General features: G+C 71.4%; 18 protein-coding genes. 6 read left to right on the plus strand and 12 right to left on the minus strand.

Going from position 1 to position 24,867, the window contains the following annotated elements; all coding sequences use genetic code 11:
* Positions 1-7 precede the first annotated feature (7 nt).
* From ABZ876_RS03000 to ABZ876_RS03015, 4 genes are all read right to left on the minus strand, one after another.
* The gene (locus ABZ876_RS03000) at positions 8-1,678 is read right to left on the minus strand and encodes a protein kinase (protein ID WP_361773345.1); all 1,671 of its coding nucleotides are present in this window, start codon (positions 1,676-1,678) and stop codon (positions 8-10) included.
* 141 nt (positions 1,679-1,819) lie between these two features.
* A complete protein-coding gene (locus ABZ876_RS03005) occupies positions 1,820-3,427 on the minus strand; it encodes a serine/threonine-protein kinase (RefSeq protein ID WP_361773924.1) in 1,608 nt (535 codons plus the stop codon).
* A gap of 210 nt (positions 3,428-3,637) precedes the next feature.
* Positions 3,638-6,133, minus strand: coding sequence for a protein kinase (locus ABZ876_RS03010; RefSeq protein ID WP_361773348.1), 2,496 nt, complete (start codon positions 6,131-6,133; stop codon positions 3,638-3,640).
* A 171-nt stretch (positions 6,134-6,304) separates the two neighbouring features.
* The gene (locus tag ABZ876_RS03015; protein WP_361773927.1) at positions 6,305-8,452 is read right to left on the minus strand and encodes a serine/threonine-protein kinase; all 2,148 of its coding nucleotides are present in this window, start codon (positions 8,450-8,452) and stop codon (positions 6,305-6,307) included.
* A gap of 279 nt (positions 8,453-8,731) precedes the next feature.
* Between ABZ876_RS03015 and ABZ876_RS03020 the strand changes: the two genes are divergently transcribed.
* On the plus strand, positions 8,732-9,832 hold the full coding sequence (locus ABZ876_RS03020) for a serine hydrolase domain-containing protein (protein WP_361773351.1): 1,101 nt from the start codon (positions 8,732-8,734) through the stop codon (positions 9,830-9,832).
* A 27-nt stretch (positions 9,833-9,859) separates the two neighbouring features.
* Here the strand turns inward: ABZ876_RS03020 and ABZ876_RS03025 are convergent, their stop codons facing one another.
* Positions 9,860-11,566 (minus strand): glycerol-3-phosphate dehydrogenase/oxidase, encoded by a 1,707-nt coding sequence (locus tag ABZ876_RS03025; protein WP_361773354.1) that lies wholly within the window; start codon positions 11,564-11,566, stop codon positions 9,860-9,862.
* A gap of 269 nt (positions 11,567-11,835) precedes the next feature.
* On the opposite strand from ABZ876_RS03025, the gene ABZ876_RS03030 reads away from it, so the two are divergent.
* On the plus strand, positions 11,836-13,044 hold the full coding sequence (locus tag ABZ876_RS03030) for a nucleotide sugar dehydrogenase (protein WP_361773357.1): 1,209 nt from the start codon (positions 11,836-11,838) through the stop codon (positions 13,042-13,044).
* 725 nt (positions 13,045-13,769) lie between these two features.
* On the opposite strand, the gene ABZ876_RS03035 is transcribed toward ABZ876_RS03030, so the two are convergent.
* The 4 genes from ABZ876_RS03035 to ABZ876_RS03050 all read right to left on the minus strand — a co-directional run bounded on the left by ABZ876_RS03035 (position 13,770) and on the right by ABZ876_RS03050 (position 18,343).
* Positions 13,770-14,894: a GuaB3 family IMP dehydrogenase-related protein gene (locus ABZ876_RS03035; RefSeq protein WP_361773360.1), complete on the minus strand. Its 1,125-nt coding sequence runs from the start codon at positions 14,892-14,894 to the stop codon at positions 13,770-13,772.
* Between the two features lie 172 nt (positions 14,895-15,066).
* Positions 15,067-16,572 (minus strand): IMP dehydrogenase, encoded by a 1,506-nt coding sequence (gene guaB / locus ABZ876_RS03040; RefSeq protein WP_361773364.1) that lies wholly within the window; start codon positions 16,570-16,572, stop codon positions 15,067-15,069.
* A 279-nt stretch (positions 16,573-16,851) separates the two neighbouring features.
* A complete protein-coding gene (locus tag ABZ876_RS03045) occupies positions 16,852-17,427 on the minus strand; it encodes a sigma-70 family RNA polymerase sigma factor (RefSeq protein WP_030571403.1) in 576 nt (191 codons plus the stop codon).
* Between the two features lie 304 nt (positions 17,428-17,731).
* Entirely contained in the window at positions 17,732-18,343 is a 612-nt protein-coding gene (locus ABZ876_RS03050; protein ID WP_003948568.1) for a response regulator transcription factor, read from the minus strand.
* A 379-nt stretch (positions 18,344-18,722) separates the two neighbouring features.
* Here ABZ876_RS03050 and ABZ876_RS03055 point away from each other — a divergent pair, with 379 nt between their 5' ends.
* Entirely contained in the window at positions 18,723-19,055 is a 333-nt protein-coding gene (locus ABZ876_RS03055) for a WhiB family transcriptional regulator (RefSeq protein ID WP_234513393.1), read from the plus strand.
* A gap of 109 nt (positions 19,056-19,164) precedes the next feature.
* Here the strand turns inward: ABZ876_RS03055 and ABZ876_RS03060 are convergent, their stop codons facing one another.
* On the minus strand, positions 19,165-20,061 hold the full coding sequence (locus ABZ876_RS03060) for a LysR family transcriptional regulator (RefSeq protein WP_361773369.1): 897 nt from the start codon (positions 20,059-20,061) through the stop codon (positions 19,165-19,167).
* An 80-nt stretch (positions 20,062-20,141) separates the two neighbouring features.
* Between ABZ876_RS03060 and ABZ876_RS03065 the strand changes: the two genes are divergently transcribed.
* The 3 genes from ABZ876_RS03065 (at position 20,142) to ABZ876_RS03075 (ending at position 22,462) form a co-directional block, all read left to right on the plus strand.
* Positions 20,142-20,816, plus strand: a complete 675-nt coding sequence (locus ABZ876_RS03065) for an MOSC domain-containing protein (protein WP_361773372.1) — start codon at positions 20,142-20,144, stop codon at positions 20,814-20,816.
* A gap of 89 nt (positions 20,817-20,905) precedes the next feature.
* Positions 20,906-21,679, plus strand: coding sequence for an SDR family oxidoreductase (locus tag ABZ876_RS03070; RefSeq protein ID WP_361773375.1), 774 nt, complete (start codon positions 20,906-20,908; stop codon positions 21,677-21,679).
* A gap of 75 nt (positions 21,680-21,754) precedes the next feature.
* Entirely contained in the window at positions 21,755-22,462 is a 708-nt protein-coding gene (locus ABZ876_RS03075) for an ester cyclase (protein ID WP_361773378.1), read from the plus strand.
* Positions 22,463-22,607: 145 nt separating this feature from the next.
* Here the strand turns inward: ABZ876_RS03075 and groL are convergent, their stop codons facing one another.
* Together groL and groES are read right to left on the minus strand one after the other, a co-directional pair.
* Entirely contained in the window at positions 22,608-24,233 is a 1,626-nt protein-coding gene (gene groL, locus ABZ876_RS03080) for a chaperonin GroEL (protein WP_361773381.1), read from the minus strand.
* A 149-nt stretch (positions 24,234-24,382) separates the two neighbouring features.
* Positions 24,383-24,691, minus strand: coding sequence for a co-chaperone GroES (groES, locus tag ABZ876_RS03085; protein ID WP_234513400.1), 309 nt, complete (start codon positions 24,689-24,691; stop codon positions 24,383-24,385).
* Positions 24,692-24,867: the final 176 nt, after the last annotated feature.

A 24,867-nucleotide genomic window follows, 5' to 3' on the forward strand; every position in this document is an offset into this window, starting at 1 on the left:
ACCCCGGTCACTGAGGTGCGAACGTGTCGACCGCGACGTCGAAGTACTCCTTCGCCTCCTTCACCTTCCCGACGGGCGCCGACACCCATACGTCGTACATCCGGCCGTCCTCCTCCCAGCACAGGTCGTAGGTGTGCCGGGGGCCCTCGGCGGCCGTGAAGCCGTTCCAGCTGAACTCCCAGAGGGCCGCGGAGTGCCCGTGGTGCGAGGTCTCGGTGACGCTGCCGTCGTGGTAGCCCGGGTTCGTGGAGGGCCCGTCGGCGTCCGAGCGCCGCATCACCGCGAGCGGCCCGCCCGGGTCCGGGTCGACCGTCTTGATGCCGAGGCGGAACGTCTGCCCCGGTGACTGGTAGAAGATCCGCTCCCCCTGCGGGCTGCGGGTGAACCCCTCCGGCACGGCCAGCGAAAAACCGTTGGGGTCCCGCACCAGCCGGTAGCCCGAGGGCGCCGTGCGGCCGGCGGTCGTGGTCCGGGTCGGCGAACGGGTCACCGTCACCGTGGGGGCGGGCGAGGAGCCGGGGGACGACAGGCCCGGCCCTCCGGTGCCGGCCGAGGGATGCGGCGCTCCGCTGGCCGCAGACGAGTGCGGCGGCCCCGTGGTCGCGGGCGCGACGCCGCCGTCGCCGTGGCCCATCAGCAGCGCGGCCGCCGAGACGCCCGCGCCGGCCATCGCCGCGACCAGAGCGGCCGCGACGAGCGTGCCCCGCGCCGACGGCCGGGCGGGCCTCGACTCGGCCGGCTCCCGGGCCACCGCCGTGTCGGGCCCCTGCCGCGGGGAGACGGTCAGGGCGCGCCGGGGCACGTCCCGCTGCGTCGGCGTGTAGGGCACCGGCACCCGTGGTGTCCGCCCCGTCTCCAGGAACTCCCGCAGCAGCCGCTCCGCCTCGGCCGCGTCCAGGCGCCGCCCGGGGTCGCGCTCCAGCAACCCCCGTACGACGGGCAGGATCGGCTCGGCCTGCGCGGGCGGACGGATCTCGTCGACGACCACCGCGTGCAGGATCCCGCCCAGCGAGTCGCGGCGGAAGGGCGACTCGCCGCTCAGTACCGCGCACAGCAGCGCGCCCAGGGACCACAGGTCGGACTCGGGTCCGGTCCGCTCGCCGGACATCCGCTCGGGTGCGGTGTACTCGGGGGAGCCGACGAAGGAGCCGGTCTCGGTGAGCGTCGTGGCGCCCGAGACCTGCGCGATGCCGAAGTCGGTGAGGACGACGCGGTCGGTGCCCGTCTCGATGAGGACGTTCGCCGGTTTCAGATCGCGGTGGAGGACACCGGCGTCGTGCGCGCGCCGCAGCGCGCCCAGCAGTGCGATGCCGATGCGGGCGGCCTCGCGGGCGTCGACGGGGCCCTGCCGGGCGACGCGTTCGGCGAGCGAACCGCCGTCGATCAGCTCCATCACGATGTACGGGCGTTCGTCGTGCTCGACGACGTCGTGGACGACGACGATGTGCGGGTGCCGCAGCTGAGCCACCGCGCGCGCCTCGCGCAGGGTGCGCTCACGCTGGAGCCGGGCCTCGTCGGCGGAGAGCGAGGGATCGAGGGTGACCTCCTTGACCGCCACCTGACGGCCGAGCAGTTCGTCCGACGCCCGCCAGACGACGCCCATGCCACCGCGGCCGATCCGCTCCTGAAGCCGGTAGCGCCCCGCTATGACACGGACGTTCTCCCCCTCGGTCCCCATGCGCCCCATCATGCCGCACGCGACGGTGACCCTCCCGGAGGCCCTCGTCACGGTGGCCGACAAGCGATGTACAAGGGCGTGCGGACGGGGCGGGCAGGGCGTACGAAGGGCATGGGCGCACACCCCCGCTCCCCGCACCCGTCACTCCTCCGGCGGACGCCACCCCCGCAGCACCACGTCGAACTGCCGGCGCGTCGTGTCCCAGTCCGCGGCCGGACCGGACATGTAGATGGCGTACTCCACCCCGTTACGGGAGAAGTACGTCTCCTCGACGGCGTGCCGCGGTCCGGGGAACTCGGTGTCCTTGGCCAGCGCGGTCCACGTGTACTCCCAGACGGAACCGGGGCGGTCACGGTAGATGTTCTTGCGCAGGGTCACCTGCTTGTAGTCGACGAGGCGCCGGAGCTGCTGCTCCAGGTCGAGCTGGTGCTGGTTCGCGTCGTCGAAGTCCGGCGAGCTGTCCACGGCGATGCGGATGAAGTGCCTGCCGCCGTCGGGCGTGTAGTCGGTCTGCAAGGCGTCGTACGGCTGCCGCTTCCACCGTTTGCCGGGCAGGGCGAGGCTGAACCCCGCGGGGTCCTTCTTGCGCACCCAGCCGTCCGGGACGGTGCCCTCCGGCCGCCGTGTGCTCGCGGCGGGTGTCGGGGTGGGGGCGGAGGCGGCGGCGTTCACGGTGGCGCCGCTGCGGCGTCCGCCGAGGGAGTCCACCGCCACCGCGCCCGCCGCGCCGACGATCGCGGCCACCGCGAGGACGAGCGCGACCGTGCGGCCGCGGCGGCGTCTGCGCGGAACGGGCACGGGTGCGGGCTGGTGCAGTGTGCTGCCGGTCCCCGAGGCGCGGGCCTCGCGGCGGCGGCCCACGGCCGCGGTCTGGTCCCCGACTCCGCTCAGGTCCACGTGCTGCGTGGCCACATACTCCTGCGCCGCCTTCGGCCGCCGTCCCTCCGCGGCCTCGGCGAGCATCAGTTCGAGTTCGACCGCGCTGGGCCGCTCGGCCGGGTCCTTGCGCAGCAGCGCCGCGATCACCGGCTCCAGGGCGCCCGCGAACTGCGGTGGTGCGGGCGCTTCGTCGACGACGGCCTGCATGGTGGTCAGCGGCGAGGTCCGCCGGAACGGCGACCTGCCCTCCACCGCCGTGTACAGGGTGGCGCCGAGCGCCCACAGGTCGGAGGAGGGTCCCGGATCGTGGCCGCGGACGCGCTCGGGCGCCAGGTAGTCCACGGACCCGACGATCTCTCCCGTGCGCGTGATGGTGGTGTCGCCCTCGACCTGGGCGATCCCGAAGTCGGTGAGCAGCACGCGTCCGTCGGCGGCGAGCAGGACGTTGCCGGGTTTCACGTCGCGGTGCAGGACGCCCGCGGAGTGCGCGGCGCGCAGTGCCCGCAGCACCCACAGTCCTATGCGCGCCGCCTCGGCGGCCTCCAGGCGCCCGCGCTCCTTGACCGCGTCCGCGAGCGAGCCGCCCTCGACCAACTCCATGACGATCCAGGGACGGTTGTCGTGCTCCAGGACGTCGTGGACGGTGACGACGGCGGAGTGGTTGATGCGCGCGGCGGCCCGTGCCTCGGCGTGAGTACGGGCGAGAAGGACCGGACGATCACTCTCCGTGACGTACAGTGCGGCCGTCAGTTCCTTGATGGCGACTGCCCGGTGCAGCACCTCGTCGTGAGCCCGCCATACCCGGCCCATGCCGCCGCTGCCGATGGAGTCGACGAGCCGGTAGCGGCCCGCGAGGAGCAGGCCCTGCATGTGATTCACGTTTCCCCGCAATGGTTTTGACGAGGTCAGACTAAAGAGCACCCCTCGCCCAGGGAACCGGCGGGGTGGTAACGGAGACCGCACTGTGACGGTTCTCCCTTCCCAGTACGGGACGGAACCACCGCACACTCAGCGCAATCGGACCTCCTCCTCGCCGGATTCCATCGGGGCCGCCTCCGACCGTCCGCTCCGGCGGTGCGCTCAGCGGGTCGTCCGGTACGTCTGCTCCGCCTGCTCGAACAGCCGGGTCACCTCGTCCACTTCGGCCTTCGGTCCGCGGACCTGCACCACGTGGTAGCGGCCGCCCGCGACCAGCGCGAGATTGCGGACGAACAGCTCGCGCCCGTTGCCGTCCGTCCAGGTGAACTGGCCTTCGGCCATGGTCCGGCCGCCGACGTCGATGCGCCGCATTCCGCTGGAGGTGGCCCAGGTCGAGTCGCGGAACGGCTGGAGTTCGGGCTCCGACTCCCGCTGGTACGTCAGCGGATCGCCGCCGTAGCTGCTCGTGCTGTCGCGTCCGGGGACGACAATCAACTCGAAATCCCCCTGGTTGTAGACGATCTGACCCCTGTTGTTCTTCGGCGTACGGTTCCAGCCGTTCGCCACAGCGACACGGAAGCCCTCGGGGTCCGTGCGCAGAGTGAAGCCCTGGGCGACCTGGGCATCGCCGGTCTGAGGCTGCGTCTGCGAGGAATCGGCCGACGGGGAGGCGCTCTTGGTGCCCCCGCGGCCCGGCTGCTGCGCGCCGCTCGTCGCGGACTGCCGCGGCGCCGGCCCGGCGTCCCCGGCGGTGCCGGTGCGCTCGCTCGCGGTACCGGTGCCGCTGCCGTTCCCGGCCTTCGGCATGAAGGCCATGGCGTACGCGATCGCCGCCGCAAGCGCGAGCAGGATCAGCAGAAGCAGGGTGCGGCCGAGCCGGCGGGGCTTGTGCCGACGCTCGTCCCTGGCGCGCTTGTGGCGGGCACGCGTGGTCGCGGGCAGCCCGGCGCGGCGCCTGCGGACGAGTTCGCCGCGGCGCCGTACGATCGGCAGCCGGCTGGGGTCGGCGGGCGGTGCCGCGACGACATGTGCTCCAGCCTCGGGTTCGGGGGCGGACCGGACGAGGGACCGCAACCAGCCGCGCAGTTCCTCGAAGTCCAGGCGGTCGGTCGGATCCTGACGGAGCAGCGATTCCACGACCGGGCGCAGCGGACCGCACTCCTCCGCGAAGGCGGGCGGTTCGGAGCAGACGAGCTGGACCAGTTCGGCCGTGCTCTCCTCGGGATACGGCGCATGCCCCTGGACGGCCCGGAACAGCAGCGCACCCAGCGCCCAGAGGTCGGTGGCGGGACCGATCGGCGGGGCCAGCTGCCAGTTCTCGTGCACGGGACCGGCCTGTTCGGGCGCCCACCGCTCGGTGACGGGGCCGACGACGGCCATCCGCGCCTGCCGCGCCCGCTCGGCGGCGAGGGCGGTGGTGGGGCCGCGGTGGTTCCAGGGGGTGCCGGCGGCACCGTCTCCGGCGGCCTGGGTTCCGGGTGTGTTGCCGGGCGGTACGGTGCGGGACCGGTCGTCCGCGGCCGGTGCCGCGGGGCGGGGCACCGCGCCGTGCCAGGACGTCGTACGACCCACTCCGTACGGGTCGGCGATATGCCCCGGGGCGATGCCGGGACGGTGGTCGGCATCCGGCCCGGGGCGCTGCGGCGGGGGCACGGTCCCGCCGCCCGCGACGGCCGGACGGGGCGCGGGCAACGCGGCCCGTCCGCCCTGATGCTCCTCCTGCACACGTGCCGCGGCCCGCGCTCCGGCGCGGTAGGCCGCGATGGCCCCGGCCCGCGCCGCCCGCACGTCCTCTGCCGACTCGAGCGCCCGGGGCACGGCGGGTACGCCGCGGGGCGTGCCCCCGCCGGGAGCCGCCCCGTTCGCCCGCGCCTCGATCGCGGCCCGTCGCGCTGCCTCGGGATCCCTGCCCGGCGCGCCCCCGGCCGCGGGGACGCCGCTCCCCGCGAGGCCCCCGGAACCCCCGGCCGGAATCCCCGGCCCGGCCTCGCCGCCGACGGGCGGCACGGCACCCTTGTGGGCCTGCGCCTCTGCTTCCGGGGCCGGTACCGGGTCGTACCCGCACAGCGCCTCCTCCGCCGCCCCGGCCGCCAGCCCGGTCAGCATCACACGGCCGTCGTCGCAGACGAGCACCGTGCGTGCCGTGATGTTCCGGTGCACCCAGCCGTGGCCGTGCAGCACGCGCAGTGCCGTGAGGACGTCGGAGGCGACCTCCGCCGCGCGGTACGGCGTCAGCGGCTTCTCCTCGAGCAGCTCCGCCAGCGTCCGCGCGGCCACCAGCTCGCTGACGATCCACAGCGAACCGCCCTCGGCGAACACGTCGAAGACCTGGTCGAGCCGGGGGTGGTCGGGTATCCGGGCGACGGCCTGCGCGGCCTCGATCGCGCGCCGTACGGCCGGCTCGGCGGGTCGCCGCGTGGCCCTCGTGCGGTCGGCGGCGCCCCGCACCCGGCCGTCCCGGGCCACGAATCCCTCGGGCAGTCCGTTCGCGTCGAGCACCTCCGCCTCGACGACCTCGGGCAACGGCACCTGCCGTACGAGGACTTCCTGCCCGCTGTAGGTGTCGAAGGCCCGGGCCTCGGCGAGTTCGTACTCGTCGGGGGGTGCCAGCGGCAGGCGGTAGCGGTCGGCGAGCACCCGTCCCGCATAGTCGTCCACGATGCCTCCCCCGGCCACCCGGTCGGTCAACTCCGTTCGCTTTGCGCCCCGTTCTGGATGCGTACGGTCCGCGATTCCTCACGATACGTGCCGGAGGCAACCCGCAACCCGGGGATGCCATATCTCCCCGCTTCACGACCGTACGGAACGTCAGTTCCGGTGCGGGGTACGTCATGACTTCGGCCGGAAGGTCTGGGTCAGCGTCTTCCAGGTACCCGTGCGCAGATCGCCGTCCCAGTCGTCGGACTTCGCCGTGTACATCAGCCCGTACCCCAGATGCGAGTTGACGACGAATCCGCGGTCGATCACCCGGTATGCGGTACCGTCGTCGGAGTAGGTGAACTCCCAGTCGGCCGTGTTCCATCTGTTGTAGTGCACCTTCTCGATGCGGACGCGCTTGTACTGGGAGCGCGTCATGTAGTGCTCCTGGTCCTCCCAGTCCGCGACCGGGTCGCCCTTGGGCGTGGACGTCCAGGCGACGAGCAGCCGCTGCCCCTCGGGCCCGGCGAAACGGTCTCCCGCCGAGTCCGACGACGTGTACTTCCAGCCCTTCGGCAGCCCGATGGAGTAACCCTGGCCGCCCTTGTAGGTCTTCGCCGAGCCGTCGTCACCACCCGCGGAGCCGGAGGAGGAGCCATCGCTCCCGCCCGCGGCCGGAGATCCGTCCACGGTGTTCCGCGTCTCCGACCCGCTCGCCGCGGAACCGCCCGTCGCGGCACCGTTCCCGCTGTCCGTGTGCGTGCTGCCGCCGCTCCTGCCGCCACCGCCGCCGTTCCGGGCCGTCGGGTCGTCGGAGGCGGCCGCCTTGGTGCCGCCCTTCCCGTCGTTCTGCGCGCCGCTGTCGCCGCCGCCGAGGGTGAGCGCGAGCACCGTCCCCAGCAAGGCCAGCGCCACGACGATCGCCACGATCACCAGTGTCCGCTTCGACACCACGTCGGTGAGCGGCGCCCGCGGCGGAGGCACCGGCCGCGCGGGCCGGTCCGGGTCCGGCAGTATGGGCCATCCCGAACTCGGCTTCGCAGAACCGGAGTTCGATCCGCCGGGGGCTTGGTCTTCCCGCAGGTCCGCGGACCCCGTCCCCGAACCGCGCGAACCGGAGGAAGCGGATGGAGCCGATGAACCGGCCGAGCCGGCCGTTCCGGCGGAGGGGGCGGAACCGGTCGACCCGCCCGGACCCGGCGTCCCGGCGGCGGGCGTGGTCCCACGGGCGGCGCCCGCGTCCCCGGAAGCGGCCTCCTCCGTCGCGGTCCCCGCGGACTTGGTCCGTGCGACCGTGGCGGCGGCCGTCGCCGCGCCCAGCGAGGCCGCGGACTTGCGCACGGACCTCAGCGCCCCGCGCAACCGCTCGGCGGCCTCCTCGCCCCGCTTGCCCCCGGAGGCCGAGGCCCCTTCGTCCTTGCCGTCCCGGGGCGCCGGCGGCAGCGCCACGACCCGCGTCGCGTCAGCCGGCACCTCCTGCTTCTTCTCGGAGGCGTGGATGACCTCGTTGAGCATGGCCCGGGCACCCGCGTCGTCCAGCCGCTGCTGGGGATCCTTGGCGAGCAGGCCGTAGATGACGCTCCTCAGCGGGCCCGCGTTCTTCGGCTCCTCCAGCGGCTCGGTCATCACGGCGGTCAGCGTGGCGATCGCCGACCCCTTGTCGTACGGCGGAACGCCTTCGACCGCCGCGTACAGCAGTCCGCCGAGCGACCACAGGTCCGCCGCCGGGCCCGGCTTGTGCCCGCGCGCCCGCTCCGGCGAGATGTACGAGGGGGCGCCGACCAGCATGCCGGTGGAGGTGATGGAGGGGTCGCCCTCGACCTGCGCGATGCCGAAGTCCGTGAGCACGACCCGCCCGTCCTCGGCGATCAGCACGTTCGACGGCTTCACATCGCGGTGCAGGATCCCCTCGCGGTGCGCGGCGCGCAGCACGTCGAGGACCACGAGTCCGACCTCGGCGGCACGCCTCGGCTCCAGCAGACCGTCCTCGCGGATGACCTCGGCGAGCGACTTGCCCTCGATCAGCTCCATCACGATCCAGGGCCGGTCGTCCTCGTGGACCACGTCGAAGACCGTCACGGCGCCGTTGTTGCGGATCCGGGCGATCGCCTTGGCCTCCCGCAACGTGCGCGTGATCAGCCGGCGCTTCTCGTCCTCGTCGATGCTCGACGGGAACCGCAGCTCCTTGACGGCGACCGTACGGCCGAGGGTCTCGTCCTCGGCCCGCCACACCGTGCCCATGCCGCCGCGGCCGAGTACGTCTCCCAGCCGGTACCGCCCGGCGAGGAGACGTTCGCTCTTGTCCTGACGGGATGTCCCCGCCCGCTCCGCCTCCGACATGCGTCCCCTCATGCAACCCGCCCTGACAGAGCCTCCATTGTCCCTCACGCGCGGACCGCCCAACGCCCAGGGTGCCCCGGGACCGGCGGGTCACTCCACGCCGGGGGGCGCCTCGAGAGGGCCGCAGGAGTGCGACCGATGCCGGGGCGAGCGCCCCGGGCGCCCGGTGTGCACCCCTTGCGCGCTCCTGTCCCGTCACCGGAGCGGTCGCGCACGCACCCACCCGTTCCCGTTCACAGGCAGGTCCCCCATGATGGGCCGCGACAAGGAGGGATCGCGATGGCGCCGCGCCGGACATCCTGGAGTCTGCCGGCCGTGCCCGTGTGCCTGGCGCTGCTCGGGATCGCCCCCGGCGGCTCCGGGGGCCACGCGGCTCCGACGGACGAGGTGCTCTCCCAGCTGGTCGGACGGGACCGGGTGCCGGGCGCGGCGCTGCTGGCCCGGGAGGAAACGGGTGCGCGCTTCGCCCGTGCCGGTCACGGCATCGCTCGGTCCGACCACTTCCGCGCCGGCAGCATCACCAAGAGTTTCATCGCAACGGTCGTCCTCCAACTGGCGGACGAGGACCGGCTGTCCCTGTCGGACACGGTGGAGGACCATCTGCCCGGCCTGGTGCGCGGCTCGGGCAACGACGGCCGCGCGCTGACCCTGCGTGCTCTGCTCACTCACACCAGTGGACTGGCCGACTTCACCGAGGACACCAGGGGTGTCTTCCCCCTGAGCCCTCTTCAGGCCGTACGCATCGCGCTCACCCACCCTCCGGCCGCCCGGGGCCGATTCTCGTACTCCAACACCAACTATGTACTGCTCGGCATGGTGATCCAGCAGGTCACCGGGCACTCGTACGCCGCCGAGGCCGGGCGCCGCATCATCACTCCCCTCCGTCTGACGGGCACCTCCTTCCCGGGCACCCGCACCACCCTTCCCTCACCGCACGGCCGCGCCTGGGCCGCCGACGGCTCCGAGGTCACGGAGCTGGACCCGCGCGTGGCCGGCGCGGCGGGTGAGCTGGTGACGACGCTCGCCGATCTGGACCGCTTCTACTCGGCGCTGCTCGGCGGTGAACTGCTGTCGCCGCGCGGGCTGCGCGAGATGCTCGACACCCGGACCGCACATGGCGTGTACGGCATGGGGCTGCTTCCGGTGAGGCTTCCGTGCGGCACCACGGTGTGGGGGCACGACGGCCGGATCTCCGGAAGCTACGTGCGCACCGCGGCCACCGTCGACGGCCGTCGCGTCCTCACCTTCCGGGTGGACACGGACGTCTTCGAGGACTCCGGCCTGGAACGGGACCTGCTCACCGCCGAATTCTGTCCCCGCACCTCTTGGAACGAACCGGTGCCGAACAAAGGTCCCGGATCGCGCCACCCGTTCGAGTGATTCCCTGCCCCCGGGACGCCCCGGCGACTACAGCGGCACTATGTCCGGCGCTCCCAGCCTCGCCGCGTCCGCCGTCAGGTCGTCGGGCTGACGCTGCGACTCCCGCTCCGCCTCCACCCGCTTCTGGTAGTGCTCGACCTCGCGCTCGATGTGGTCCGCGTCCCAGCCGAGCACCGGCGCCATCAGTTCGGCCGCCTCCCGGGCGCTGCGCGTCCCGCGGTCGAAGGTCTCGATCGAGATTCGGGTCCGCCGGGTCAGCACGTCGTCCAGGTGCCGGGCGCCCTCGTGCGAGGCGGCGTAGACGACCTCGGCGCGCAGATAGTCGTCGGCCGCATGGAGCGGTTCGGCGAGGGAGGGGTCGGCCACGATCAGATCGAGCACCTCCTCCGTCATCGAGCCATAGCGGTTGAGCAGGTGTTCGACCCGGGCCACGTGCAGTCCGGTGCGCGCGGCGGTGTACGCCCGTGCGTTCCACATCGCCCGGTAGCCCTCCGCGCCCAGCAGGGGGACGTCCTCGGTGACGCACTCGGCCACCCGCCGGTCGAGGCCGTGCACCGCCTCGTCGACGGCGTCCTTGGCCATCACCCGGTATGTCGTGTACTTGCCGCCCGCGACGACCACCAGGCCGGGTGCCGGGTGCGCCACGGTGTGCTCGCGGGACAGCTTGCTGGTGGCGTCCGACTCGCCGGCGAGGAGGGGCCTGAGGCCCGCGTACACGCCCTCGACGTCGTCACGGGTGAGCGGCACCGCGAGCACCGAGTTCACATGCTCCAGCAGATAGTCGATGTCGGCGCTGGAGGCGGCGGGGTGGGCCTTGTCCAGATTCCATTCGGTGTCGGTGGTGCCGATGATCCAGTGCCGGCCCCAGGGGATGACGAAGAGGACGGACTTCTCGGTACGCAGGATCAGACCCGTCGTCGAGTGCACCCGGTCCTTCGGGACGACCAGGTGGATGCCCTTGGACGCCCGGACGTGGAACTGGCCCCGCTCGCCCACCATCGCCTGGGTGTCGTCGGTCCACACCCCCGTCGCGTTGACGATCTGCTGGGCGCGGACCTCGTACTCCCCGCCGCCCTCCACATCCAGCACCCTGGCGCCCACGACCCGCGCGCCCTCGCGCAGGAAGCCTGTCACACGGGCGCGGTTGGCGACCTTCGCGCCGTACCACGCGGAGGTGCGCACCAGGTTCGTCACGAAGCGGGCGTCGTCCACCTGTGCGTCGTAGTACTGCAATGCGCCGACCAGTGCGTCCCTCTTCAAGCAGGGGGCGACGCGAAGGGCGTGACGGCGGGTCAGGTGGCGGTGCAGCGGCAGACCCCGGCCGTGGCCGCGCGCCATCGACATCGCGTCGTAGAGCGCGACGCCCGTGCCCGCGTACAGCCGCTCCCAGCCCTTGTGCTTCAGGGGGTACAGGAAGGGGACCGGCTTCACCAGATGGGGCGCCAGGCGCTCCAGCAGCAGACCGCGCTCCTTCAGCGCCTCGCGCACAAGGGCGAAGTCCAGCATCTCCAGATAGCGCAGGCCGCCGTGTATCAGTTTGCTGGACCTGCTGGAGGTGCCCGACGCCCAGTCCCGGGCCTCGACCAGGCCCGTGGACAGTCCGCGGGTGGCGGCGTCCAGCGCCGTGCCCGCGCCGACCACACCTCCGCCCACGACCAGCACGTCCAGCTCGCGCTCGGCCATGCCCGCCAGTGACTCGGCACGCTGCGCCGGCCCCAGTGTCGCTGTCCTCACCGCTGCCTCCCGCCATGTCGCGCCGGCCCACACCCGTCAAGCGACTACCGGCTCACCTCTCCTCATGCCCAAAGTCTGACCGTGATGCCCGACTTCGGCCACCACGCACCGGCGGCCTGTGGACAAACACCTGAGGAAACGCGCGCAGTCAATCACGCAAATCGGTCATATTTACTCCTAGTCTGACATTGCGCTCTTCGCTCGCTCATTCTGTCCACAGCGGTTGCGCACCTCTCCCGCTTCGGCTACTGGGAAGGACGGCCCACGCCATGCCCGCAGATCTCGCCGTCATCGGACTCGGTCATCTCGGCCTGCCCCTGGCTCAGGCCGCCGTCGCGGCCGGCATCCCGACGCTCGGGTACCGCACAGGGCCCGAGGCCGGCTCCCTCACCGCCGCCGAACTGCGCCGGATGCTCGCACGAGGCTTCCGGCCCACCACCAACCCCGCCGAACTCGGCCGCGTCCGCACCGCCGTCATCTGCGCCCCCACCCCGCGCGGCGCCGACGGCGCACCCGACCTCGACCAGGTGAAGGCCGCCGCCCGCACCCTCGCCGGGCGGCTGCGCCCGCACACCACCGTCATCCTGGAGTCACCGGTTCCGCCCGGCACCACCGAGGAGTTCCTGCGTCCGCTCCTGGAGGCGGGCTCCGGGCTGCGCGCGGGCCGCGACTTCCACCTCGCCTGCTCCCCCAGCCGCGTCGACCCCGGCAACCGCGACTTCGGGGCCGCCAACACGCCCAAGGTCATCGGCGGCCTCACCCCCGCCTGCACGGAGTCCGCCGCCGCGTTCTACGGGCGCCTGACGGACAAGGTGGTACGCGCGCGTGGACCGCGCGAGGCGGAGACCGTGCAGGTGCTGGAGACCAACTACCGGCAGGTCAATATCGCACTGGTCAACGAAATGGCGGTGCTGTGCCACGACTTGGGCGTCGACCTGTGGGACGTCATCCGCTGCGCGGAGACCAAGCCGTTCGGCTTCCAGGCCTTCCGCCCCGGCCCCGGCGTCGGCGGCCACGCCGTCCCCCAGGACCTGACGAGCCCGACCGGGCGCAGCCTGCGCATGGTGGAGCTGGCGCAGCAGGTCAACAGCCGCATGCCGCAGTACGTCGTGCAGCGCGCCGCGGCCCTTCTGAACGAGCACGGCAAGTCGGCCCGCGGCGCCCGGGTCCTGCTGCTCGGCATCACCTACAAGCCGGACCTCGCCGACCTCCAGGGCTCCCCCGCGCAGGAGATCGCGCTGCGCCTGATGGAGCTGGGTGCCTCCGTCAGCTACCACGACCCGCTCGTCCCGTCCTGGAGCGTCCTCGACCGCCCGATCCCGCGCGCGGACTCGCTGTACGAGGCGGTGGCGGGCGCGGATCTGACGATCCTGCTCCAGCAGCACCGCACCTACGACCTCCAGGGCCTGTCGGTGAAGGCCCAGCTGCTGCTGGACACACGGGGGGCCGCGCCTACGGGGGCGGCGCATCGGTTGTGAAGGGGGGCGCGTGCGGCGCCCGGGCCTCCGGGGACGGTGGCAGTGGGGACGGCTGCGCCGCTACGGTACGGGCAGACGGAGCCCACCGCAGAGGGCACTGCGGCAGGCTCCCGAATGGTGAACAGAGTGTCCACCCCTAGTCCTCGTGGGGGTGGCCGCTCACCATCCGAAGATCCGCAAGATCCACCTACACCGATGCCGGACCGCCCGACGGCGGATCCGGTACCGTACAAAAGGCGGAGCCCACCGCAGCGGCCACTGCGGCAGGCTCCCGAATGGTGAACAGAGTGTCCACCCCTAGTCCTCGTGGGGGTGGCCGCTCACCATCCGAAGATCCGCAAGATCCACCTCCTCCGGCACTTCACCGTCCACAGACGGATCCGGTCCCAGCGGGTGGGCCTGCGGTGACGGCCCATGGGCGCGCCCCCTTCCGCGATGCCGCCCATTGGCCCGGTAGGCGGTCCGTCGGAACTCGGGCCGGGCCCCGACCGGCCGGGGTCCGGAACCATGTCCCTGGAAGGGGGCGCCCCCGAGAACCGGGTCGCCGGACACGGACGTTACCGCCCCGGCACCGTCCTCCAATCCGCTTTCGCCCCGAACGCAACCGTGCGCCCTTCGCAGGAAAATGCGCCCCCACCTGGGCACTTGGAAACACGAAGGGGCCCGGTACACCCGTCCGGGTGAACCAGGCCCCTTCGTCCGCTCAAGCCGAGCGCCGCGTCACATCACCGCCGGTGCTGTGAGTCCGCCACCGTCACCTCGACCCGCTGGAACTCCTTCAGCTCGCTGTAGCCGGTGGTGGCCATCGCCCGGCGCAGGGCACCGAAGAGGTTCATCGAGCCGTCCGGGGTGTGCGAGGGACCGGTGAGGACCTCCTCGATCGTGCCGACCGTGCCGAGGTCGACCTTCTTGCCGCGCGGCAGCTCCTCGTTGACGGCCTCCATGCCCCAGTGATGGCCCCTGCCGGGCGCGTCCGTGGCGCGGGCCAGCGGGGAGCCCATCATCACGGCGTCGGCACCGCAGGCGATCGCCTTCGGGAGGTCACCGGACCAGCCGACGCCGCCGTCCGCGATCACGTGCACATACCGGCCGCCGGACTCGTCCATGTAGTCGCGGCGGGCCGCCGCCACGTCCGCGACCGCCGTGGCCATCGGGACCTGGATGCCGAGCACATTGCGCGTGGTGTGCGCGGCGCCGCCGCCGAAGCCGACCAGCACGCCGGCCGCGCCGCTACGCATCAGGTGCAGGGCGGCGGTGTAGGTGGCGCAGCCGCCGACGATCACCGGGACGTCGAGCTCGTAGATGAACTGCTTCAGGTTCAGCGGCTCGTGCGAGTGGGAGACGTGCTCCGCCGAGACCGTCGTCCCGCGGATGACGAAGATGTCCACGCCCGCGTCCACGACGGCCTTGGAGAACTGGGCCGTGCGCTGCGGGGAGAGCGCGGCCGCGGTGACCACGCCCGAGTCGCGCACCTCCTTGATGCGCTGCCCGATCAGCTCCTCCTTGATGGGAGCCGCGTAGACCTCCTGGAGGCGCCGGGTGGCGGCCTCGACCGGCAGCTCGACGATCTCGTCGAGGAGCGGCTGGGGGTCCTCGTACCGCGTCCACAGGCCCTCGAGGTTCAGTACACCCAGGCCGCCCAGCTCGCCGATGCGGATCGCGGTGGCCGGGGAGACGACCGAGTCCATGGGGGCGGCCAGGAAGGGCAGCTCGAAGCGGTAGGCGTCGATCTGCCAGGCGATCGAGACCTCCTTCGGGTCCCGCGTACGGCGGCTGGGGACGACGGCGATGTCGTCGAAGGCGTACGCCCGGCGGCCGCGCTTGCCGCGCCCGATCTCGATCTCAGTCACGTCTGTGGCCTTTCCCTGATGCGTTTCAGCGTCTTCCAGTATCGCCGACGGCTGCGACGGGGGCCGCCCCGGACGGACGACGAGGGCGGTCCGGAAGCTTCCGGACCGCCCCTCGGAGGTCGTCATCGTCAGGATCGCCGGACGCGCTCCACGCGCGCGTGGAGCGCGTGGATCACTTCCTGCTGTAGTTCGGCGCCTCGACCGTCATCTGGATGTCGTGCGGGTGGCTCTCCTTCAGACCCGCGGAGGTGATCCGGACGAACTGGCCCTTCGCCTGAAGCTCGGGGACCGTCCTGCCGCCGACGTAGAACATCGACTGGCGCAGACCGCCGACCAGCTGGCGGACGACCGAGGAGAGCGGGCCGCGGTAGGGCACCTGGCCCTCGATGCCCTCCGGGATCAGCTCGTCGTCGGAGGCGATGCGCTCCTGGAAGTAGCGGTCCTTGGAGAAGGACTTACGGTCGCCGCGGGACTGCATCGCGCCCAGGGAGCCCATGCCGCGGTACGACTTGAACTGCTTGCCGTTGATGAACAGCAGTTCGCCCGGCGACTCCTCGCAGCCGGCCAGCAGCGAGCCCAGCATCACCGTGTCGGCGCCCGCGACCAGGGCCTTCGCGATGTCGCCGGAGTACTGCAGGCCGCCGTCGCCGATGACCGGGACACCGGCCTCCCTGGCGGCGAGCGACGCCTCGTAGATGGCGGTCACCTGGGGCACACCGATGCCGGCGACCACGCGGGTGGTGCAGATGGAACCCGGGCCGACGCCGACCTTGATGCCGTCCACGCCGGAGTCGATGAGCGCCTGAGCGCCCTCGCGGGTGGCGATGTTGCCGCCGATGACGTCGACGCCGGACGAGTTCGACTTGATCTTGGCGACCATGTCACCGACCAGCCGGGAGTGGCCGTGCGCGGTGTCGACGACGATGAAGTCGACACCGGCCTCGATCAGAGCCTGGGCGCGCTCGAAGGCGTCGCCCGCCACGCCGACCGCGGCACCGACGATGAGACGGCCCTCGGCGTCCTTCGCGGCGTTCGGGTACTTCTCCGCCTTGACGAAGTCCTTGACCGTGATCAGGCCCTTGAGGACGCCCGCGTCGTCGACCAGCGGAAGCTTCTCGATCTTGTGGCGGCGCAGCAGCTCCATGGCCTCGTCGCCGGTGATGCCGACCTTGCCGGTGACCAGGGGCATCGGGGTCATGACCTCGCGTACCCGGCGGGAGCGGTCGCTCTCGAAGGCCATGTCACGGTTGGTGACGATGCCGAGCAGCTTGCCGGCGGGGTCGGTGACGGGAACGCCGCTGATGCGGAACTTGCCGCACAGGGCGTCGGCCTCGCCGAGGGTGGCGTCCGGGTGGATGGTGATGGGGTTGGCCACCATGCCGGACTCGGAGCGCTTGACCAGGTCGACCTGGTTGGCCTGGTCCTCGATGGACAGGTTGCGGTGCAGTACACCGACACCGCCCTGGCGGGCCATCGCGATCGCCATGCGCGACTCGGTGACCTTGTCCATGGCGGCGGACAGGAGCGGGATGCTGACCCGGACGTTCTTGGAGACGTACGAGGTGGTGTCGATCTCGTCGGGCGCCATGTCCGACGCGCCCGGCAGCAGCAGCACGTCGTCGTAGGTCAGCCCGAGTGTCGCGAATTTCTCGGGCACTCCGTCGACGTTGGCAGTCATGACACCTTCCCCAAATGGCCTTGATCGGTGCGGATGTCCATGCTAACGGGAAGCGCGGGTAGCTCATTCCACGATGGGGAGCGACCCTCGACTTCGTATGTTCGTACGGAGTCGGCGGCCCCTCGGTTCAGGCGCGGGGCGGGGGCCCTGCGGAGCACCGGGCCGAGCGGGCCCCGGCAGCGCGGAACTCCGCCGTCTTCGCTGGTCGCCGTTGCGCCGGCGAAGAAAACGCGACCGGGACGTGAGGACGCGGCGCGCGGGGACGCGGCGGCAGGGCCGCTACTGCTCGGCGAGCGCGCGCAGCCTGCTCAGCGCCCTGTGCTGCGCCACCCTCACCGCTCCCGGTGACATTCCCAACATCTGACCTGTTTCCTCCGCGGTCAAGCCGACGGCGATCCGCAGCAGCAGCAGCTCGCGCTGGTTCTCGGGGAGGTTGGCCAGGAGTTTCTTGGCCCACTCGGCGTCGCTGCTCAGCAGCGCCCGCTCCTCGGGGCCCAGGGAGTCGTCCGGGCGTTCGGGCATCTCGTCCGACGGGACCGCCGTCGAGCCGGGGTGCCGCATCGCCGCGCGCTGAAGGTCCGCGACCTTGTGCGCGGCGATCGCGAAGACGAACGCCTCGAACGGGCGCCCGGTGTCCTTGTAACGCGGCAGCGCGAGCAGCACGGCCACGCAGACCTCCTGCGCCAGGTCCTCGACGAAGTGCCGCGCGTCGCCCGGCAGCCGGGACAGCCGCGTACGGCAGTAGCGCAGGGCCAGCGGGTGAACGCGGGCGAGCAGGTCATGGGTCGCCTGCTCGTCGCCGTCGACGGCGCGATGCACGAGCGCACCGATAACCGTTGTCTCGTCGTCGCGCATCGGTCCATGGTGCCTTGGCGTCGTCCGATCCGTGGCACCGCGTCCGTAGTTGTGCACCGAAGCGTTATGAGCAGGTGCGCCGGAACCCATCGCCTGCGCCCTCCCCTCCCGCTCGACCGACTCGTCCCCGAGGAACTCCACACCTCAAGGATGCGGCATCCGCGGCGAAACGAGCAGCGGGCATCCGGCGGACCCTGTAGCCGAGCGGCTCCAGGGAAGTGCGGGTGCCTTGACTTCCCTGGGGTCGCCGCGCCCCGCCCGCCGTGCGGCAGGCGGGGATCTGCGCACCCCCGCGGTGGTCCACTTAGCGGACCAGGCCCCATCGGAAGCCGAGCGCCACGGCGTGCGCACGGTCGGAGGCGCCGAGTTTCTTGAACAGCCGGCGGGCGTGCGTCTTCACCGTGTCCTCGGAGAGGAACAGCTCACGGCCGATCTCCGCGTTCGAGCGGCCGTGGCTCATGCCCTCCAGGACCTGGATCTCGCGCGCGGTGAGCGTGGGCGCGGCGCCCATCTCGGCCGAGCGCAGCCGCCGCGGGGCGAGCCTCCAAGTCGGGTCGGCGAGGGCCTGCGTGACGGTCGCCCGCAGTTCCGCGCGCGAGGCGTCCTTGTGCAGATAGCCGCGCGCGCCGGCGGCGACCGCGAGCGCCACCCCGTCGAGGTCCTCCGCGACGGTGAGCATGATGATGCGCGCACCGGGGTCGGCGGACAGCAGCCGCCGCACGGTCTCGACGCCGCCCAGGCCGGGCATGCGTACGTCCATCAGAATCAGGTCCGAACGGTCGGCCCCCCAGCGGCGGAGGACTTCCTCGCCGTTGGCCGCCGTCGTCACGCGCTCGACACCGGGCACGGTCGCCACCGCGCGGCGGAGCGCCTCTCGGGCAAGCGGGGAGTCGTCGCAGACGAGGACGGATGTCATGACCGCCCTCCGCAGCTGATGCGCGTCACCTTGAGCCTCCAGGCTGGTACGAATCGTCACCTGAGCGGTCGACGCCCTCGGACGCCTGCCCGAGCGCTTGTTGTTTCAACCGCCTCCGCACTCTCAACGATGGTCACTCGAAAGAGTTACGGTGCAGCAAGCCGTCTTCGGCACTGTACGTGAGGGCGCGGACACGGTGCATACATGCGCGGCGGGCCCTCGAACTTTCATCACAACCTATGCCCCATTTAGCCGCTTTTCTTCCCGTTTGCTGGTGTCTAGGGCTAGATTCGCAATGAGTCATATTTTCATATCCTTAGATCGTCGATGTACGGTCAGGGGCAGGTATCCGCCCAAAACGGCAACAAGGGGACACGCAATGGCAGATTTCTCCCGCCTTCCCGGTCCGAACGCGGATCTGTGGGACTGGCAGCTCCATGCGGCCTGCCGTGGGGTCGACAGCTCGCTCTTCTTCCATCCGGAGGGAGAACGCGGGGCAGCCCGGAGCGCTCGTGAGAACTCGGCCAAAGAGGTCTGCATGAGGTGCCCCGTACGCGCCGAGTGCGCAGCCCACGCACTGGCGGTGCGCGAGCCGTACGGCGTATGGGGCGGACTGACCGAGGACGAGCGCGAAGAGCTCATGGGGCGAGCACGCAACCGGCTGGTGCCGGCATCGACCTCCAGCGGGGGCTCCTCCGCCTCCAACAACTGAAGGAACGTTTTTGCACGACGGGCACGCATGAGCGTGCCCATTTTTGGGGTACCGCCGGGTTCCGGGGTACCACCGGCCGCACGACAGACGGCCCCCGTCGCACAGCGGGCTAGCGCACCGCGGCCCGCGCCAGTTCGTCCAGCGTCGCCGCCACCGCCGGCACCTGCGCCAGATCCGGCAGAGTCAGGGCGACGATCTCCCGCCGCACCACGGGTTCCAGCGCCACCGGACGCGCGCCCCTAGGACGTACGGACTCGATCGCGAGCTGCGGCAGTACGGCTACGCCGAGCCCGGCGCCCACCAGGCCGACCACCGCCGGATAGTCGTCGGTGGCGAAGTCGATACGGGGCGTGAAACCGGCGCTCTCGCACACCTCCACGAGTTGCCCCCGGCAGCGCGGACAGCCCGCGATCCACGGTTCCCCGGCCAGTTCGCCGATGGCGACGGACTCCGCGCGCGCCAGCCGGTGCCCCTCGGGCACGAGGGCGACCAGCCGGTCGCCGAGCAGGGGACGTGCGAACAGGTCGTCCCACTCCTTTGCACCCGCCGCGCCCCCGTATCGGAAGGCGAGGGCGACATCGCAGTCGCCCGCGCGCAGCTTCTCGACGGACTCGGGTGGTTCGGCCTCCACCAGGGAGACCCGGGTGCCGGGGTGCGCGGCGCGCAGGGCGGCCAGCGCGGTGGGCACCAGCGTGGAGCTGCCGCTCGGGAAGGAGACCAGACGGACCCGGCCGGCCCTCAGTCCCGCGATGGCGGCGACCTCCTCCTCCGCGGCGGTCAGCCCGGCGAGGATGCCCGACGCGTGCCGCACCAGGGCCTCGCCGGCCTGCGTCAGGCGCATCTCGCGGCCGGTCCGGACGAGCAGAGGCGTGCCGACGGACGTCTCCAGCGCCTTCATCTGCTGGCTGACGGCCGGCTGGGTGCAGCCCAGCTCGCGCCCGGCCGCCGAGAAGGAGCCGGTGGCGGCCACGGCGCGCAGCACACGGAGATGACGGGCCTCGATCACCCTTTGAGCATAAGTGCATCTTGGGTGGTGCGGCACATATCGCATCGACGCTTTGACCACCCGTCCCCTACGGTGCGGGCATGAAGCTTCTTTCTGTAAACCTGGGCCGGCCCAAGTCCGTCGACTACACCGACCAGCCGGAGGGTCTGACCGGCATCGACAAGCAGCCCGTGGACGGGCCGGTCCGGGTGGCGGCGCCGGGGCCCAAGGGGGTCGGCGCCAGCGGGGTGGCCGGGGACTCGGTGTGCGACCTGCGGCACCACGGGGGTGACGACCAGGCGGTGTACGCGTTCGCCCGGGAGGACCTGGATGCCTGGGAGCGGGAGCTGGGCCGTGAGCTGCCGAACGGCTCCTTCGGCGAGAACCTCACCACGGAGGGGGTCGACGTGTCCGGCGCACGGATCGGCGAGCGCTGGCGCATCGGGCCCGAGGTGGTGCTGGAGGTCACCTCGGGGCGGATTCCGTGCCGCACCTTCCAGGAGCACCTGGGCGAGCGCGGCTGGGTCAGGCGGTTCACCCGTCAGGGCGCCCCCGGCGCATATCTGCGGGTGATCACACCGGGTGAGATACGGGTCGGCGACTCCGTGGAGATCGTGCACCGGCCCGGGCACGACATCACGGTCGCCCTCCAGTTCCGGGCGTCGACGACGGAAAGGCATCTGCTGCCCGGTCTGTTGGCGGCGGGCGGCGCCCTGCACTCGGGCATCGCACGGGCGGCACGGGAATACGCCCGCAAGCATGCGGCGGCGAACTGACGCCTCGGCTGCGGACGTTGGCGTCCGAGCCGGTGAAATCCCCGGTCCGGCGGGCGGACTCGGTCAGTCCGGGTCACTATCGTTGGCCCATGACAACGGCTCTGATTACGGGATCGACCGCGGGCATCGGCGCCGCGTTCGCACGACGGCTCGCCGCAGACGGCCATGACCTCGTCCTGGTGGCACGCGACACCAAGCGGCTGCGCGAGCAGGCGACGGAGTTGCACGACCGGCACGGCATCGAGGTGAAGGTGCTGACCGCGGACCTGGCCACCGACGAGGGCATCGAGGCGGTGGCCGCACGTCTGTCCGACCTCAGGAACCCGGTCGACCTGCTCGTCAACAACGCGGGCTTCGGCAACAAAGGCCGTTATCTCGATGTGCCGATGGCCGACGAGCTGCGGATGCTGAAGGTGCACTGCGAGGCAGTGCTGCGGCTGACCGGCGCCGCGGCGGAGGCGATGCGCACCCGCGGCCGCGGCGGGGTCGTGAACGTGGCCTCGGTCGCGGCGTTCGTGCCGCGCGGCACCTACGGAGCGTCCAAGGCGTGGGTCGTGCAGTTCACTCAGGGCGCGGCGCGGGACCTCGCCGGGTCGGGCGTCCGGCTGATGGCGCTGGCCCCGGGCTTCGTGCGCACGGAGTTCCACGAGCGTGCCGGGATGGGCACGGACAACATCCCGGGCTGGATGTGGCTGGACGCCGACAAGCTGGTCGCCTCGGCGCTCGCGGACCTGGCGCGGGGCAAGACGCTGTCCATTCCGGACCCGCGGTACAAGACGCTGATGGGCCTGGTGAAGGTGACACCGCGCGCGCTGCTGGGCGGAATCAGCTCCCGGACGGGACGCAAGTACGGCCCGCAGTGACGGGCGGAGGTGACGTCGCCGCTCCGGTGGGAAAATGGCCTGGACCGAACCGGACGCAGGGCCGGAGGCGACGTCATGACCTTCGTACAGCTCATCGAGTGCAGAACCGACCGGTTCGAGGAGATGAACCGGCTGATCGACGCGTGGGTGGAGCAGACCAAAGGGAAGCGGAGGGCCACGCACGACCTGGTCGGCAGGGACCGGTCCGACGAGTCGCACCTCGTCGAGCTCGTGGAGTTCCCGTCGTACGAGGACGCGATGCGGAACTCGAACCTGCCCGAGACCGGCAGGATCTTCCGGGAGATGGTCGCCCTCTGTGACGAGATGCCCGTCTTCATGGATCTCGACGTGGTACGAGACGAACAATTGTACGAGGATGTCGTACGGCGCTTCTTCGACACGCTCTCGGAGCCGGGTGAACTGCCGCCGCTCAACGACCTGATCACGGAAGGCTGCCACAGCCACGATCCCGTCAATCCGCAGGACACCATCGGCCTGGACGCGATCCGTCGCGAGTACCGGATGTGGCGGGACGCCTTCGACTCCACCTTCACCGTCGAGGACCTGATCGCGCGGGGCGAGCGTGCCTGCGCGCGGTGGACCTGGAACGCCACCCACAAGGGCGAATTCCTCGGGATCGCCCCCACCGGGCGGCAGGTCGCCATGACCGGGATGACCCTGTTCCGGTTCGGGCCGGACGCGAAGATCGCCGAGACCTGGTGGCAGCACGACCAGCTGGGACTGATGGACCAGCTCGGCGCGCTCGACGCGCTGGAGCGCTGAGCTCCGAGCGCCGAAACCCCGGCCGCCGGCGCCCCGAAGCCGACGGAACACCCCGAGGCCCGGCGCTCTCCCCGACAGAACACCCCGAGGCCCGGCTTCCCTTCTGAGGGGAGCCGGGCCTCGGTCGGCTCGGAAGGATCGGCCGTCAGTGGGCGTGGCCGTGGCCGTGACCCGCGGCGGCCGGCTCCTCCTCTTCCTTCTTCTCGACGACCAGGGTCTCGGTCGTCAGCAGCAGGGAGGCGATGGAGGCGGCGTTCTCCAGGGCGGAGCGGGTGACCTTGACCGGGTCGATGACGCCGGCCTTGACCAGGTCGCCGTACTCGCCGGTGGCGGCGTTGTAGCCCTGGCCCTTCTCCAGCTCGGCGACCTTGGAGGCGATGACGTAGCCCTCCAGGCCCGCGTTCTCGGCGATCCAGCGCAGCGGCTCGACGACCGCGCGGCGCACGATGGTCACACCGGTGGCCTCGTCGCCCTGCTTGCCGAGGCCGCCCTCGAGCACCTTGGCGGCGTGGACCAGCGCGGAGCCACCACCGGAGACGATGCCCTCCTCGACCGCGGCGCGGGTCGCGGAGATGGCGTCCTCCAGGCGGTGCTTCTTCTCCTTAAGCTCCACCTCGGTGGCGGCGCCGACCTTGATCACGCACACGCCGCCGGCCAGCTTGGCGAGGCGCTCCTGGAGCTTCTCGCGGTCCCAGTCGGAGTCCGTGGTCTCGATCTCGGCCTTGATCTGGGCGACGCGGGCCGCGACGTCCTCGGACTTGCCACCGCCGTCGACGATGGTCGTGTCGTCCTTGGTGACCGTGACACGGCGGGCGGAGCCCAGCACGTCCAGGCCGACCTGGTCGAGCTTGAGGCCGACCTCCTCGGAGACGACCGTGGCGCCGGTGAGGACCGCAATGTCCTGGAGCATCGCCTTGCGGCGGTCACCGAAGCCGGGGGCCTTGACGGCGACGGCGTTGAAGGTGCCGCGGATCTTGTTCACGACGAGGGTGGACAGGGCCTCGCCCTCGACGTCCTCGGCGATGATCAGCAGCGGCTTGGAGGACCCGGCCTGGATGACCTTCTCCAGCAGCGGCAGCAGGTCCGCGATGGCGGAGATCTTGCCCTGGGTGATGAGGATGTAGGGGTCGTCGAGGACGGCCTCCATGCGTTCCTGGTCCGTCACGAAGTACGGCGACAGGTAGCCCTTGTCGAAGGCCATGCCCTCGGTGAAGTCCAGTTCCAGACCGAAGGTGTTGGACTCCTCGACGGTGATGACACCGTCCTTGCCCACCTTGTCCATCGCCTCGGCGATGAGCTCGCCGACCTGCTGGTCCTGGGCGGACAGCGCGGCGACGGCGGCGATGTCGGACTTCTCGTCGATCGGGCGGGCGGTGGCCAGCAGGTCCTCGGCGACCGCGGCGACGGCCGCGTCGATGCCCTTCTTCAGGGCGGCCGGGGAGGCACCCGCGGCGACGTTCTTCAGGCCCTCGCGCACCAGCGCCTGGGCGAGCACGGTGGCGGTGGTGGTGCCGTCACCAGCGATGTCGTTGGTCTTGGTCGCCACCTCCTTCACCAGCTGGGCGCCGAGGTTCTCGTACGGGTCCTCTACTTCCACCTCACGGGCGATGGTGACACCGTCGTTGGTGATGGTGGGGGCACCGAACTTCTTGTCGATGACGACGTTGCGACCCTTGGGGCCGATCGTCACCTTGACCGTGTCGGCAAGCTTGTTGACGCCGCGCTCGAGAGCGCGACGGGCGTCCTCGTCGAACTTCAGGATCTTCGCCATGGAGCGTTTCAGTCCTCTCGAATGCGATCCCCGGCCGCTCCCGGGGAGCAGCCGTCATCGCGGTGAAAGACGAACGGCGCCCCCGACGCCCGGCTGATCAACGGTCGCGGGGGCCAGGGGCGCAGCTCAAAGCAGTCTGCTTCGGTGAATTACTTCTCGATGATCGCGAGCACGTCGCGAGCCGAGAGAACGAGGTACTCCTCGTTGTTGTACTTCACCTCGGTGCCGCCGTACTTGCTGTAAAGCACCACGTCGCCGACCTTGACGTCGAGCTCGACGCGCTTGCCGTCCTCGATGCGGCCCGGGCCCACGGCGAGGACGACGCCCTCCTGGGGCTTCTCCTTCGCGGTGTCCGGGATGACCAGGCCAGAGGCCGTGGTCTGCTCGGCGTCCAGCGGCTGGACCACGATGCGGTCCTCGAGCGGCTTGATGGCAACCTTGGAGCTGGTGGTCGTCACGATCCGACCTCCCCCTTCGGAGATCTCACGGGGTTAACTGTCTGAGGTGGCGACCAGGTGGATCCGTCGTCGCGGGTGCCGGACCTGCCCGTCGCTTCGTTGGCACTCTCCAGTGGTGAGTGCCAGAGCCGAGACTATGACCGCGATTAGCACTCGGTCAAGCGGAGTGCCAATGC

The organism is Streptomyces sp. NPDC046931, from assembly GCF_040644655.1.
GTDB lineage: Bacteria > Actinomycetota > Actinomycetes > Streptomycetales > Streptomycetaceae > Streptomyces.